Source organism: Methylobacter tundripaludum (assembly GCF_002934365.1).
GTDB lineage: Bacteria > Pseudomonadota > Gammaproteobacteria > Methylococcales > Methylomonadaceae > Methylobacter_A > Methylobacter_A tundripaludum_A.
This window is the reverse complement of the sequence record NZ_PTIY01000006.1, coordinates 14,650-28,453: the sequence shown is the minus strand read 5'-3', so window position 1 is coordinate 28,453 and position 13,804 is coordinate 14,650. Positions and strand designations below refer to the sequence as shown.

The 13,804-nt window shown below is 52.0% G+C and carries 9 protein-coding genes, 1 tRNA gene and 1 pseudogene; 4 read left to right on the top strand and 7 right to left on the bottom strand.

What is annotated here, in order from left to right; translation table 11 throughout:
* Window positions 1-77: 77 nt before the first annotated feature.
* A pseudogene (locus tag B0F88_RS19695) lies at window positions 78-185 on the top strand (IS200/IS605 family transposase); the annotation flags it as partial.
* A 106-nt stretch (window positions 186-291) separates the two neighbouring features.
* Here B0F88_RS19695 and B0F88_RS08730 read toward each other — a convergent pair.
* From B0F88_RS08730 to B0F88_RS08710, 5 genes are all read right to left on the bottom strand, one after another.
* A tRNA-Lys gene (locus tag B0F88_RS08730) sits at window positions 292-367 on the bottom strand.
* Window positions 368-428: 61 nt separating this feature from the next.
* Entirely contained in the window at window positions 429-1,025 is a 597-nt protein-coding gene (locus B0F88_RS08725) for a PqiC family protein (protein WP_104423563.1), read from the bottom strand.
* A gap of 1 nt (window position 1,026) precedes the next feature.
* Entirely contained in the window at window positions 1,027-2,607 is a 1,581-nt protein-coding gene (locus B0F88_RS08720; RefSeq protein ID WP_104423562.1) for a PqiB family protein, read from the bottom strand.
* Window position 2,608: 1 nt separating this feature from the next.
* Window positions 2,609-3,220: a paraquat-inducible protein A gene (locus tag B0F88_RS08715; RefSeq protein WP_104423561.1), complete on the bottom strand. Its 612-nt coding sequence runs from the start codon at window positions 3,218-3,220 to the stop codon at window positions 2,609-2,611.
* Window positions 3,217-3,828: a paraquat-inducible protein A gene (locus tag B0F88_RS08710; protein ID WP_104423560.1), complete on the bottom strand. Its 612-nt coding sequence runs from the start codon at window positions 3,826-3,828 to the stop codon at window positions 3,217-3,219. Before B0F88_RS08710 ends, B0F88_RS08715 begins: the two co-directional genes overlap by 4 nt.
* A 233-nt stretch (window positions 3,829-4,061) precedes the next feature.
* On the opposite strand from B0F88_RS08710, the gene B0F88_RS08705 reads away from it, so the two are divergent.
* Entirely contained in the window at window positions 4,062-5,618 is a 1,557-nt protein-coding gene (locus B0F88_RS08705; RefSeq protein WP_104423559.1) for a bacteriohemerythrin, read from the top strand.
* A 29-nt stretch (window positions 5,619-5,647) separates the two neighbouring features.
* Here B0F88_RS08705 and B0F88_RS08700 read toward each other — a convergent pair whose 3' ends face one another.
* Window positions 5,648-7,273, bottom strand: a complete 1,626-nt coding sequence (locus tag B0F88_RS08700) for a multicopper oxidase family protein (RefSeq protein ID WP_104423558.1) — start codon at window positions 7,271-7,273, stop codon at window positions 5,648-5,650.
* Window positions 7,274-7,605: 332 nt separating this feature from the next.
* Between B0F88_RS08700 and B0F88_RS08695 the strand changes: the two genes are divergently transcribed.
* The gene (locus B0F88_RS08695) at window positions 7,606-9,522 is read left to right on the top strand and encodes an ATP-dependent DNA helicase (protein ID WP_104423739.1); all 1,917 of its coding nucleotides are present in this window, start codon (window positions 7,606-7,608) and stop codon (window positions 9,520-9,522) included.
* Between the two features lie 190 nt (window positions 9,523-9,712).
* Window positions 9,713-10,405: a tRNA (adenosine(37)-N6)-threonylcarbamoyltransferase complex dimerization subunit type 1 TsaB gene (tsaB, locus tag B0F88_RS08690; RefSeq protein WP_104423557.1), complete on the top strand. Its 693-nt coding sequence runs from the start codon at window positions 9,713-9,715 to the stop codon at window positions 10,403-10,405.
* Window positions 10,406-10,918: 513 nt separating this feature from the next.
* Here tsaB and B0F88_RS08685 read toward each other — a convergent pair.
* Complete coding sequence (locus tag B0F88_RS08685; RefSeq protein WP_104423556.1) at window positions 10,919-13,486, bottom strand: chemotaxis protein CheW; 2,568 nt, start codon at window positions 13,484-13,486, stop codon at window positions 10,919-10,921.
* Window positions 13,487-13,804: the final 318 nt, after the last annotated feature.

Here is a 13,804-nt window from a genome sequence, read left to right as displayed (position 1 = left end):
TTGCCTCACTGCCACTAAAAGTTAAGAAAAATAGGTCGCAAACAAATGTTAATCGAGTAGGACGCGCTTGCGCACCAAAGGTTTGGAAAGGTGATGTAGGTAGACGAGTCAAGGAATTGGTTAGGCAAACGTGCGAGGTATTTGAAATTCGGATTATAAAAGGAGTCGTCAGCAAGGATCATATCCAGAGGGCGTCCCTAATTTTGAGTAAACGCGGTTGCAGACGGGGTGCAATTTCAAAGCAAACAAAAAAGGCCTTACAAACATAAATCTGTAAGGCCTTGATATTATTGGTGGGACGTCAGGGATTCGAACCCTGGACCCATGGATTAAGAGTCCACTGCTCTACCAACTGAGCTAACATCCCAATATTTGTCCGGTAATTCTAAAGGATTTTCTAAGTAAATCCAAGGACAAAATACCCGGCTTTACTTTATCTTACCCAGCGCTATAGACAATTCCTGGCTGAATTCACTGAGGACTTTGCTGAGCGCCTTGACGGTCGACGGGTAGGACGAGTCATCCAACCGGTGTTCGGTTTTGGAGTGACCATTGCTTATAAGGGTATGGTTTTTTTCATTCATGATCGACCAACGGGCTTCAAAATTTACGGCCTGCTCCGGGTTGGCGTCGAATCTGATGATGTCTATGATGACCCGATAATCGACCGCTCCGTAAGCACTCCAGGGATAGGCCCTGATCAGGTCGCCTGTTTGCAGCGTCGCCAGGTTGTGGGTTAACACCTGGGCGACATTATCTTTTAACGGCGACGCCCATTGATGAAATTCGGCAATGTTTACGCTGTTATCCGGCAGCCGGGTGACAATCTGCTTACGCTCAAGTAATGCCGGTATGGATACGGGACCGATGCCGATTTGGCGTTTTGTTTCAGTTGTCGTTGAGGGTGGGGGCGACTCACTCAGCGGTTCCAATACATAAAAATGGGTGGGCGGCGTCGACAGGCATGCCGAGAGCAGGGTGCAGGCCGAGACCGGTAGTAACCATTTTGAAAGTTGATTTGCCATATTACTGCTCTTCTTTGCCGCGAATTAATGAGTTGGGGTTTTGTTCCAGGTAGTCGGTCAGTTGTTTGACCGAACTTGCCGCCTGGGTCAGTTCCTGCAACAGCCGTTCCAGTTCGTAGTGGGTGGTGGAGCCGGGTTCCATAATGCTCAATACCTGGTGCGCCGAATTCATGGTTTTGTCGGCGGTATCGAGCGTTCCTTGGGCGGTGGTCAGCATGCCGGTTGCCGCCTTTGAGGTGCCTTGCAAGGTTTGCAGGGTTTTATTGGCTTCAATCGTCAAGTCCTCCAGCGGCAATTTGGCGATTTTATCCATGATGATGTTCGCGGAATGGGTGAATTGATCCAACGAGCTGGCGGTGGTCGGGAACTCGGGATAAACGCTTTGATTGTCGCTCAACACAATTTTGCTTTTCGGGTGAAAATCAAGATCGACCAGCAGTTGTCCGGTCAGCAGGCTGCCGGTTTGCAATTGCGCGCGCAGGCCTTTGTTGATCAGCTGCGCCATAATATCCTTATCGCTGATGTTGCTGTCGTTATTGATTTCCTTGATGCGCGCCGGTTCGAGTTCCACGGTGACCGGAATGTGGATTTCCGCAGTCTTCTTGTCCAGCTCCAGACTGATGTCGGTGACCTTGCCGATGGCGATGCCGCGTAATTGTACCGGCGCACCTACGGTTAATCCGCGCACGGAGCCGTTAAAATACATGACGTATTTCAATGTGTTTTGATACACAACTTGAGTCGACAGATCATAGGTATCGTACAGTTGAAAAATGGTGTTTTCAGGCTGGATATTTTCAATGCTGTCCTCCGCAGAGGCGCGAAAGGCAATGCCGCCGCTTAACAAGGAAATCAACGGCCCGGTCCTGACTTTAAAACCATCGGCCCCGGCGGATAAATCGACGCCGCTGTCTATCCAGAAACGGGTATTTTTCCTGATGAACTGGTCGTAAGGTTTGTTGATGAAAACGGTCAGGCGTATCGAGTTCGCTTCATCGGATAATTTGTGGCTGAGCACTTCACCGACGGTTATGCCGTGAAAATTGATCGGCGTTCCGGGCCTCATAGAGCCAAGATTATTGGTTTCCAGAATGAAATGTGTGCCTTCGGCATTGTTTTTCAACAAGGGCGGCGCGGTCAGCCCGACAAAATGATCTTGCCTGGAACCGTCGCCCGGTTTGACCTCTATATAAGGCCCCGAGAGCAGTGTGCCAAGGCCTGAAATGCCGCCCAAGCCCACCTGGGGCCGCACCACCCAGAAGCTGGTATTCTGGTTCAAATAGTCGGCCGCCGAGCTGTTCATTTGCGCGGTAATCAGGATGGTTTTTAAATCGTCACTGATGGTGATCGCGGTGACTTTGCCGACTTCCACATTCAGGTATTTGATTTTGGTTTTATCCACTTCCAGGCCTTCTGCGGTAGGGAAGCTGATCGTGATGACCGGGCCTTTTTCATTAATGGACTTGGCGATTAACCAGCCGCTGACGAGCAGGGCGATTAACGGCAGGAGCCACACCAGCGGCAACTCGGTTCTTTTATTGATGATTACTTCCGATACATCAGGGTCGATAAAGTCATTCATATTAGCGCTGGTTATCCCATATTAAACGTGGATCGAAACTTTTGGCGGCGAACATGGTCAACACCACGACCGCAGCAAACGCCGTTGCCGCAGGGCCTGCGATAACCTGCGCGACACCGCCCATATCGACCAAAGACACAAGAATTGAAATCATAAAAATATCCAGCATTGACCAGCGGCCTACAAAAGCGATAATCCGGTACATGACAGTCCATTTTTTCGCATGGGCTTGCCAGCGATAATGAACGTTGAGCAATAACAGGCTGATTCCCAGCAGTTTTAACAAGGGTACCAGAATACTGGCGACCAGAACCAGCAGGGCTATCGGCACCATGCCGCTGTTAACTAACGCAATAATGCCGCCGATAATGGTGTGCGGCTCTCCGACGCCCAGGCTCGTAACGGTCATGATCGGAAAAGTATTGGCCGGAATATACAGGCAGAAGGCGCTCAGCAGCAATGCGGCGGTACGTTGAAAACTGTTGGGTAGCCTGGGATGCAACTGACCGCCGCATAACGGGCAAAGCCTGTTTTTGTCGGCCCGTTTCGATAAACAGCCGCAATCATGACAACGGATAAAGCCTTGAGCCAGGGCTGTCTTTTTTGATTTCATGGTTTTAATCGTCCGATTTGCCGCCAGAACAGAACTTTATCCAGGCTGCTGGTCAGCATGCCGGTTACGATCAGCAGGGCGACAAAGGCGTAGAGTCCAAAACCGAACTTAAGCTCGGACGTGGAGGACAGTTTAACGCAGGCGACAATAATGCCTAGCATATAGACTTCCAGCATCGCCCATTCATCAATGTGTTGCAGCCAGCGCATCCAGTGGGCCAGATGCCGGTTCGGTTTATTAAAATAAAGATGCGCGCTGATCAGCAAGGACAAAATGATGTTCAGCAGCGGAAATAAAATGCTGGACAAGAACACCAGTACCGCAACGCCCCACATGTGTTCCTCGAATAACGCAAGCACGCCCGACCACAAGGTGCCGTCTTTCGCATTACCCAGCATCTTGATGCCGATTAACGGCATCAAATTGGCCGGGAACATTAATATCAGCCCGGCGATAGACAGCGCAAAAGTACGCTCGATGCTTTGTTTGCTCGGCCGTTGCAGCAGGTAGCCGCAACGGGGGCAATGCGCCTTGTCGCCGACGACAGTCTGGGTGGGGTTAAGCAATAAATCACACTCGGGGCAGGCGGTGAGGGTTATCTTGTTCATGTCGAGCGGTTAAATAATCAGGGCGTGGTGGCTATTATCCCCGTCAGCCCGCCTGTTGTCATTTTGACTAAAGCGGCGGGAGTAAAGGCAGATATTTCTTGGTTTGTAAAAAAATTAAGTTTACGATGATAAATTAGTATAAGTTTTGGGGCCGTAATATTTATTGATTCGCCAGTGCATAAAGTACTCATGTTATCACCTACGGCCCTCTTTTATCATCGTCAGGACTTATTATGAACGAAGAAGCATTGCAGTCCATCAGAAAACGGGTGTTTGAGTTAACCGTCAGCAGCGCCACTTCATCGGATTTGGATGTATTGCTTGAGCGCTTGTTTGTAATATTGCGCGACTATCACGATCTGCCGTTAGAACCGCGTGGCGCGATGGTGCTGCTTAATCCGCGGGGCCGCTACTTTCAAGTCGCGCAATTCGGCATGGAGCCCTTATGGAAATCGCAGCTGCGCTGGGATTTCGGGGTGTTTGCATCCGCCGTTATTGCGCCGGGCTGCCTGGTTGAAACGGTTTCGTTCCACCCCGGCGTTGGTGATGAACAGGCGTTGCAACAGCGATTATTTCTGTTGCCGCTTTGTATTGACGGCCAGGGAATCGGTTACACCACGATGTTTGTTCCGCTCGATTATCAGTCGTCTCCCTCCCATCTCGATTTCATGAATGAATTGGCGTATGTCCTTTCCAGTTTGATTCATCGCGCCCTGACCAATGAAACACTCCGTATTCGGGAGCTGGAACTGGAGGAAGCGCGTGCGGATGCAATCCGCAACTTGGGGGTGGCGTCCGAGTATCGCGACAACGAGACCGGTTGGCACATCATGCGCATGACCAACTTTGCCCAGGCGATTGCGAAAGCGATGGGGCTGCCGGCGGATCAGCGGGAGTTGCTCTATGTTGCGGCGCCGATGCACGATGTGGGAAAAATCGGCATTGCCGATGCGGTATTGCTAAAACCCGGCAAGCTGACGGATGATGAATTTGAAATCATGAAAACGCACACCAATATCGGCGTTTCCATCTTGATGGGTAATGACGCATTGATTGCCGCTGCGCGGGATATTGCCGGTTCGCATCATGAGCGTTGGGATGGAACCGGATACCCGCAAGGTTTGGCTGGCGAGCAGATTCCGATTTTGGCCCGGATTTGTTCGGTGGCCGATGTATTCGATGCGTTGACCTCAAAACGGCCTTACAAAAAAGCGTGGACCGTGGAGGATGCGGCCGCCTGGATTATTTCCGAATCGGGAAAGCATTTTGATCCTGCAATCGTCGATGCCTTTAAGCTTGCCATGCCGGAAATTTTACGGGTGCGCGAGCTGTACCGCGATGACATCATCGATCCCAAACACGTATTGATGCTCCCACCGGTCGAACCGAGAGAAAACGCGTGGGCGCCATGGAATGAAAGCCTCAGTGTCGGTATTGATGTCATCGACGAACATCACCGCTACCTGTTTGACCTGATCAACGATTTGTACGAGGTGGTCAGCAATAAGCTCGGAGCCCGCGAAGTGGCGCGCCTGGTCAAGGCACTGGATGCTTATGCCAAAGTGCATTTTCGCGCCGAGGAATTGATGATGACGCATTACGGCTATGAGGGCCTTAATCGCCAGGAACATCAGCATCACGCGTTCGAGGCGAAAATTTGCGAGTTTTACGAAGAGCTGCACGCGAATCCGCTGGTCGCGCAATTTGATGTATTGACTTATTTGCGCGACTGGCTGGTGAAACACATCCTGATTGAAGACGCCCAACTGCGTTCGCTGGTCACTGCGTAGAAAACGCGCCATCCATAGCGCATTTGAGCTTATTTGATCAGGAAATCCCGCATCATGCCCATATCCTCGTGTTCCAGGTTATGGCAGTGGTACATGAACAGGCCTTTAAAGTCGTTAAACGGTTTTAATATCGTGACTTTCTCGCCCGGCATCACCAGAACCGTATCCTGCCAGCCGCTATCTATAAGCCCTGCTGAAACGGTGGCGTAGTTATCGGTCACATGCGCACTCACTTCCCGCTTGACGATCTGGAACTGTTCGCCATGCAAATGCATCGGATGCGGCATATCCATCATCATGCCGTGCATGCCGCCATCAAAACCGTTATCGAACTCGATTAATTGCAGGCTGTTGACAGGGATAATTTCATCCGGTTGAACGTCGTCCATTTTATAAGAGCGGCCGTTAAGCAGGGCCGACATGTGCGCCATCGATAAGGCGATGGTTTTCGGCTTGCCCGCATTGGCCGCGTTCTTGGTTTGCAGTTCGGTGATCGGGGTCAGCGCCTTCGGCAAGGTGTTGTCGCCTTGCTCCTTTTTGGCGACCCGGATTTTTAAGATCGGGTAGTCCGATCCTGAAGGCAGGGTGCTGACCGACATCATGCCGCCCATCATGCCGCGCCTGTGTCCCATCATACCGTGCCCCATCATGCCCCCGCGCCTGCCCATCATGCCGCCGTGCATGTCGATGTCGAACTGGAGGCTGCGCAAGGTCAGCTCGGCGCCTACCGCCCGTCCACTAAAGTCCACCCATAACTCCCGCCGCTGTCCCGGCGCCATCATCACATAAGGCTGTTGTTCGGGCTTTTCCAGCAAACCGCCGTCAACGCCAATCACGGTCATAGGCGTGCCGTCATCCCAGGCGAGTTTGTAGATGCGGGAATTAGAGCCGTTGACCAGCCGGAGCCGATAGGCGCGCGTCGCCACCGGCAACACGAAATCAGGCCGGCCGTTGACCAGGATCCGGTCGCCCAAAAAGCCCTGCATGCGTTGCATCATGTTAGCCGAATAAACCAGCTGATTTTGGCCGTCAAAACTGCGGTCCTGAATCACCAGCGGCACGTCGTGGTCGCCGCTCGGCAAATGCAGCGCGTGTTCCTGGTCATCGCTGACGAGTAACAGGCCAGCCAAGCCGGAATAGACCTGCCGGGCCGTTACGCCGTGGGTGTGGGCGTGATAAAAATAAGTGCCCGCCCGGTTGAGTATCTCGAATTCATAGATATAGGTTTCGCCGCGATTGATCGCGTACATCGGGTTGCCGTCCATGTTGGCGGGCACATGCAGGCCGTGCCAGTGCAGAATCGATTGCGCCGGTAAATCATTATTAAGGATCATCCTGACTTTCTGGCCTTTTTTAAAGCGCAGGGTAGGGGCCAGATAGGTGCCTTCATTATTATCAAGAATGTTTGAATCGCCTGTTATGACCTTGCCGGTGACTTTCCAGACGCGGGTTTTTTCACCGTTTAAAATGGCTACATCGGCCGTGTTCATGGTCAATTCAATTTCAACGTCGGGAAGAAAATCGTCAGACGGCGTATTGACTCGGGTAAATTTGCCGGCCGCTTGCGTCCAGCTCGGGTAAGTGACCGCTCCGGCGATACCGATTGCGGCATATTTTAAAAATTTTCTGCGGTTGCAATTCGTCGTCGTTTTCATGTGGCCTTCCTCGGTTTAATTATTATTTTAGTAATTGGGGCATGCGATTTTGTATCACGGCCTCCGTAGTGTGATGAGACTACACAAGCAATAATTAGTCAATGGCGTTGTAAATTGGACGGTATTGGAGTCAAATCGAGAACGAGGCAGGCACTGATAAACAGGCGGTTTATGCGGCCGGGAGCGGTTGCCGGGACACGAACGGCACGAATAAATAAAGCTTCGCGTCCTTCGTGTCTTCGTGGTGATGGTTTTTAATTTATCGTAAAAAAATGAACCGCACTTGATAATTAAATTTAAAATAGCCAATAAACACAGTGCAAGAGACTCAATTGACAGACACGAAACATTTTTTCAGCAGTGACGGCGGCTTGGCCGAAGTCATCCCAGGCTATCAGCCGCGGGCGGCCCAGATTGAAATGGCCGAGGCCATTGCCCATGCGATTGACGCAAACCAGCATTTAATCGCCGAAGCCGGAACCGGAACCGGCAAAACCTTCGCCTATTTGGTACCCGCGATTTTATCCGGCAAAAAAGTCATCATCTCGACCGGCACCAAAAACCTTCAGGATCAGCTGTTCAACAAGGATTTGCCGGTGATCCGCAAGGCGATGAAGACGCCGTTTATCGCCGCGCTGCTAAAAGGCCGCAGCAATTATTTATGCACCTACCGGCTGAAAAACGCACTGACTTCCACGCTGGGTTTCAGCAAGGAAGATGCCGCCGCTCTGGCAAAAATAAGCTCCTGGTCGAAGCGCACCAAAACCGGCGATACCTCGGAAATGTCCGAGGTGACCGAGGCCGACCCGGTCTGGTATCAGGCGACTTCATCACTGGATAATTGTCTGGGCCAAGACTGCCCTGATTACGCCGATTGTTTTCTGGTCAAGGCCAGAAAAAAAGCGCAGGAAAGCGAGATCCTGGTGGTTAATCATCATTTGCTGTGCGCAGACTGGTCGATACGCGACAGCGGTTTCGGCGAGTTGTTGCCCGACGCCGAGGTGGTCATCATCGACGAAGCGCACCAGCTGGCCGATACCGCGTCCAATTTTCTGGGCATTACCGTCAGCGCCAAGCAGCTGAACGATCTGACCAAAGACGCGTTGATGGAATATTTCAAGGACGCGACCGACATGCCCGCGTTGCGCACCGCCTGCGAAGACATGGAGCATGAAGTTAAAGACATGCGGCTGGCGTTCGGCATCGAGCTTAAACGCGGCGACTGGCAGGACATCGAGAATAATCCGAAAATAGCTGGTGCGTTGACGGCGGTTAAAGACCAGTTGCAGCGCCTGTCCGACCAGCTGGAACTGGCGTCGGTCAAATCCAAGGGCCTGGATTCGTGTTTCAAGCGCGCCGACGAACTGGTGCAGCAGCTAAAGATTATCCTGGAAGACAACAGCGGCAAATGGATACGCTGGTATGAAACCTATAAAAACACCTTCACCTTGAGCCGGACGCCGCTGGATATTGCGGCGGAATTCCGTTCCTTTATGCAACAACATCAGGCGGCGTGGATATTTACCTCGGCGACCTTAAGCGTGGCGAACAGGTTCGATCATTTCGCCAATAACCTGGGGCTGAGCAATGCGGCCAGCGCAAGTTGGGGCAGCCCTTTCGATTACGCCCACCAATCGCTGTTTTATCATCCGAAAGGCTTGCCGCAGCCCAATGATCCCGAATTCATCCCGCTGATCATCGAGTTTGCGGTGCCGGTGTTGGAGGCCAGCAAGGGCCGGGCGTTTTTCCTGTTTACCAGCCACCGCGCACTAAAACAGGCCGCAGAATTGCTGGAGAAGAAAATCGATTTTCCGTTGCTGATTCAAGGCAGCCGCCCCAAGGCCTTGCTGTTGGACCAGTTTAAAGACGCGGGCAATGCCGTGTTGCTCGGCACCTCGAGTTTTTGGGAGGGCGTGGATGTCCGGGGCGAAGCCTTATCCTGCGTCATTATCGACAAGCTGCCGTTCGCATCGCCCGGCGACCCGGTATTGAAAGCGCGATTGGATGCAATGGTCAAACAGGGCCGGAACTCGTTTTTCGAATACCAACTGCCCACCGCCGTGATAGCGTTGAGGCAGGGCATAGGGCGTTTGATCCGCGACGTGACCGACAGGGGCGTATTGATGGTCTGCGATCCCAGGTTGTTAAAGAAATCATACGGCCAGATATTTTTAGACAGCGTACCGGCGATGAAGCGCACCCGCGATATAGAAGATGTGCGGGCGTTTTTTCAGGACGAAGAGCAGTAGAGCGTGCCGTGCGCGCCTTGAGATCTAAGGCGCGCACGGCACGCCCTACATATTGATTTTGCAGGAACAGGCATAAATTTAATCAATTACCATGAAGAGCATGAAGGACATGAAGACTTAAATTCTTCATGCTCTTCATGGTTTAAAAAGTTATTCACGCACATTCCTTAATTATCACAGAGACCGAATAATGAAATTATTGGCAGTAGAAACATCGACCGAAGCCTGTTCGGCAGCGCTGTTTATCGACGGCGAAGTGGTGGAACGCTTTGAGTTGGCGCCCAAGGAACACACCAAGCTGATTTTGCCGATGATCGATTCATTAATGGCAGACGCGGGCTTAAAGCCGCAACAGCTCGATGCGTTGGCGTTCAGCCGCGGCCCCGGCTCGTTTACCGGCGTGCGTATCGCCACCGGCGTGATCCAGGGTATCGCGTTGGGCGCGGACTTGCCGGTCGTGCCCGTGTCCACGCTGGCGGCTATCGCCCAGGATTTTTTCGATCACAATGATGATAACGTCGCCTTTGTCGCGATGGACGCGCGGATGGATGAGATATTCTGGGGCGTTTACCGGCGCGATGCACAGGGCTATGCCGAACTGATCGGTGACGAAGCGGTGACTCCGGCCGATGCGGTTGAGTTCCCCGATCTGACCGGCGTAGGCATCGGTTCAGGCTGGGGCGTTTACAGCCAGGAATTGACGGCCCGCTTGCCAGGGCGCGTCAGTCGCTATCAAGCCGAACTGCTGCCCAGAGCCGGAGCGATTGCCCGTTTAGGCGCGCGAGGTTTCGAGCAGGGCTTGGCCGTTGTCGTCGAACAGGCCATGCCGGTTTACTTGCGCGATAAAGTTGCCAAGACAGAGTTAGAGCGACGAAACCCTTAAGCCAATACCGTAAGGGCTATCAACTTAAGCCGGGACAGCCTGAGGTTAAGCCTTTTATATGTCCCGCCTTAAACGGGAAGCCCCGTTAAATTAAACGATATAAGAAAGAGCATTGGCTGGAGTGCAAGCTCTGCTTGCATTAGCAGGCAAAGCTTGCACTCCAATTTCTTCGTTTTTTCTCGTTCCCCCGCACTGCGCGGGAATGCGGTTAAAGGCGCGCTACGCCGCGAGTTGAGTGTATTCTACGCACTCCATCCATGCAGCGCGACAAACACTATCCATGCGTAACATCAGTAAATAATGATTAATTTCAGCTTCAATCTGAGTTGACATTTTCAACCAAACTTCTATTTAAACGGTTGATGTAATAGCGCGACATTGCATCTTTTAAAGTACACTCCAGGCCGAATCAACTAAAAGATGAAGTTGGAACGTGCGAAAGCCGCTCATGCTTCGACAGGCTCAGTACGAACGGCTTTCACACGCCCACCCAATCGCGGGCAGATGCAATTATTACTTGCGAACCGAGGAAAGAATCAGGTCTTGATTCAATACGATAAGCATTTTTCCGGTTGTGTTGCTTTCGGGGATGTTGACCAATGATTTCACATAGCCGCCGTCGCCGCGCAGTAATTCGTTAACCGGCTGGACTTGCGATTTCTCAAAGCTGGGAACGGCATCGAGCCCGTCAACCAACAGACCGATAGGGCCTACCTGGGTTCGGACAATGATGATTGCGCCGTTAGTCTTTTCCGCTTGATCGGAATCAATCGGCGTATTAGTCAGAATCCTGCCGTCAATGACGATAACCGGGATTTTTTCGTTGATGCCGTCGGGGCTGTTATCGCAATACATGACGCTACCGACAATATAGGATTTTACGCCGGGCAGGGCGTTGATCATTGCAACGTCCACGGCTTCCAGTACCTCGGAGGCAAGAAATGCGTAGATCTCCTGGCCGATGTAAAACGTTGCCAGGTCGGTAACTTCGCCGGTTACCGGCTCTTGCGGGTAAGTGATGGCTACGCGTTGTTCGGCAGCCGTGGCTTCGCTTTTCTCGCCGATGGGTATAAACACGAAGGCCGCTACATCATTATGGTAGTCCCCTGTGGTTTTAAATTCGCGGTATCCGCGCGACGAGTAACAGCCGACGGCGTAGTACTTTTTGTTGTAAAACACGATTTTGGATTTGCCCGTGCCTTCTTGCAGCTCAAAAAACTCAGGGTCTATCCACAGAACCTCGCCATTGGTGTAATTGGAACCCTCGGTCGAAGCGATAATCCGGCCGCTGGGGCGCTCCACAAATAAGCCGAAAGAGCCGGGTTTGTCGGGCAGGCAATCTTCAAGCATGTGCTTGAATTCGGGCGTGGAGTCGAAAACGATGCCGATACCGCCGACTATTTTGTTCATGTCGTCAATATGACGGATGGCGGCATTGTAGACATAGGTTGGATTGCCTTCATACAGCCAGGATTCTTCAAAAGGCGATACCCGGTATTCCTGCGGCGAGCGCAACGAAAAAGTCTCCTGCGCGTAGGAGGCGGTCACCTGCCTGCCCAGGGCGTCCATCGGGTCGTCATGCAGATTGGACTCGGCCACGATAGTGCCTTTGATGTCGTAGATAAAAAGGCGCGTGTAGACCGTGTAAAGCTTGTTGATGTAGACCAGAATATCAGTGATTTTCGCCTTGTCTTCCGGGCTCAGGCGGCCTTCGGACAGGATGCGCCGTATTTCCGAAGTCAGCGCCCACCACCGGCAGTCATTGCTGCGCTCGTACAGGTTGCGGTCCATAATATCAATCATCAGCCGCGCGATGGACTCGGCATTGCGCAGTTCGGACGCAATCATCGTGGTATGCAGTTTGCTGCTGGAGTCGGCAAGCGCTTGGGCCGTGCGGGCGCCCATCGAACGCAGCTGTCTTAGAATCGCTTTCAGCGATAAAAGGTTGCCGTGCTGGTTGGTCGCCATGACTTGGCCGTTCCATATCACGCGGTGCAGGAACATGTTGATGTCCTGGGCGGCGGTCGCAACGATGCTGGACAGCTCGGGCGACAGCGAGTCGCCATGACGAAGAATTTCGGCATTGATCTCCTTGTCGGACGCGGAAGGAGCGAAGGCCGAATGCAATGTAATCATCGCATGGCCGTACCATTCCTGCCCGGAATAGCTCTGGTACGGGCGCCCTCTGTGCGTTACCGACAGATATTCGCGTCCGGCAAAGTCGGTTACGCCGTAGTGACGGCCTTCAGGAACGGCTTCGATGACGCGGCCAATCGGCACATGGTCGTAGTCGCTGGTGGCAATGACCACGGAATCGGCGTTCAGCAGTAGCATCACGGCTTTATCGCCTTTTTTTTGCAGGCTGCGGAAGATGCCTTCCATCTCGTTATCAAAACGAAACGACAGGCACAAAACGCCAATCACCGAGTCGTCGGTCGGGTCGACGATGCGTTTTGAATAAATAAGGGCCCGGTCCACGCCGGGGCGCAGGCTGGTTTTACCGAAGGTTTCGACATAGTCTTCTATCGAATGCAAGGTGCGGTCGATAATCGGATCGGAAATGCTTTGCGCGCCTGTCGGCGCGTTGCGGTCAAGCCGGGTCAGTATGCGGCTTTTGGCATCCAGAATGATAATGTCGTCGTATACGGTATATTTTGCGCAGTATTCATCGAGCAGCCGGTTAATCGAATCTATATCGGTTCTTTCGCCGTTTACGGAATCCAGTACAAAATTGCATATATCGGCATTGGTCGCCAGAAAGCCGATGTCTGCGGTGCGCTCGTACAGGTTGCGCACCAGAATGTCGATGGATACTTGCGCTTTGGATTCAAGCTCAAGGCAGGTTTTTTTAATTTCTTCGGATACCAGCTGGCTGTTCAATTTGCCTTCAAGATCGGCAAAACCTTTTTTTGTCGCTTCCATCGCCGGCAGTATCGTTGCGGCTTCTTTAGGGCAGCTTATTTCTGCAATCGAAGAAATAAGCCCCCAGGTTCCGTTCAAGTCGCGGAGTATTTCCTTGCACTGGGTAACACTTCGAATATAGGGGGAGAAAGTTTCAAAACGTTCAGCTTCAGTCAGCATGTCATTGATCCTGGATTATGCATTACAAATGAGATATGCATGACAAAAAGCAATATATAAGCCACATTGCTCATGACTCTACGGAGATAAGGTTTTGCGCGGTTATCGTGTATATTGCGTTTTAGTTGATGCACAATAATGGTGCGTAAATAAGGGCGATAGTTGCTAATGTTGTGCGGGCCGCTTGTATATCTTGATTTATTTGTGGTTTCTGATTGTGCCAAAGCCGACAACCCTAGTCAGGCAGGCGTAAGGATAACGGCCGCTGTTTTCAAATTCCGTTCATGCTACGATTTTGCCAATGAAAAGGAACGTTAT

Coding starts and splice junctions, on each gene's coding strand:
- B0F88_RS08710 (WP_104423560.1), bottom strand. CDS start 3,828: ATGAACAAGATAACCCTCACCGCCTGCCCCGAGTGTGATTTATTGCTT.
- B0F88_RS08725 (WP_104423563.1), bottom strand. CDS start 1,025: ATGGCAAATCAACTTTCAAAATGGTTACTACCGGTCTCGGCCTGCACC.
- B0F88_RS08700 (WP_104423558.1), bottom strand. CDS start 7,273: ATGAAAACGACGACGAATTGCAACCGCAGAAAATTTTTAAAATATGCC.
- B0F88_RS08705 (WP_104423559.1), top strand. CDS start 4,062: ATGAACGAAGAAGCATTGCAGTCCATCAGAAAACGGGTGTTTGAGTTA.
- B0F88_RS08720 (WP_104423562.1), bottom strand. CDS start 2,607: ATGAATGACTTTATCGACCCTGATGTATCGGAAGTAATCATCAATAAA.
- tsaB (WP_104423557.1), top strand. CDS start 9,713: ATGAAATTATTGGCAGTAGAAACATCGACCGAAGCCTGTTCGGCAGCG.
- B0F88_RS08685 (WP_104423556.1), bottom strand. CDS start 13,486: ATGCTGACTGAAGCTGAACGTTTTGAAACTTTCTCCCCCTATATTCGA.
- B0F88_RS08715 (WP_104423561.1), bottom strand. CDS start 3,220: ATGAAATCAAAAAAGACAGCCCTGGCTCAAGGCTTTATCCGTTGTCAT.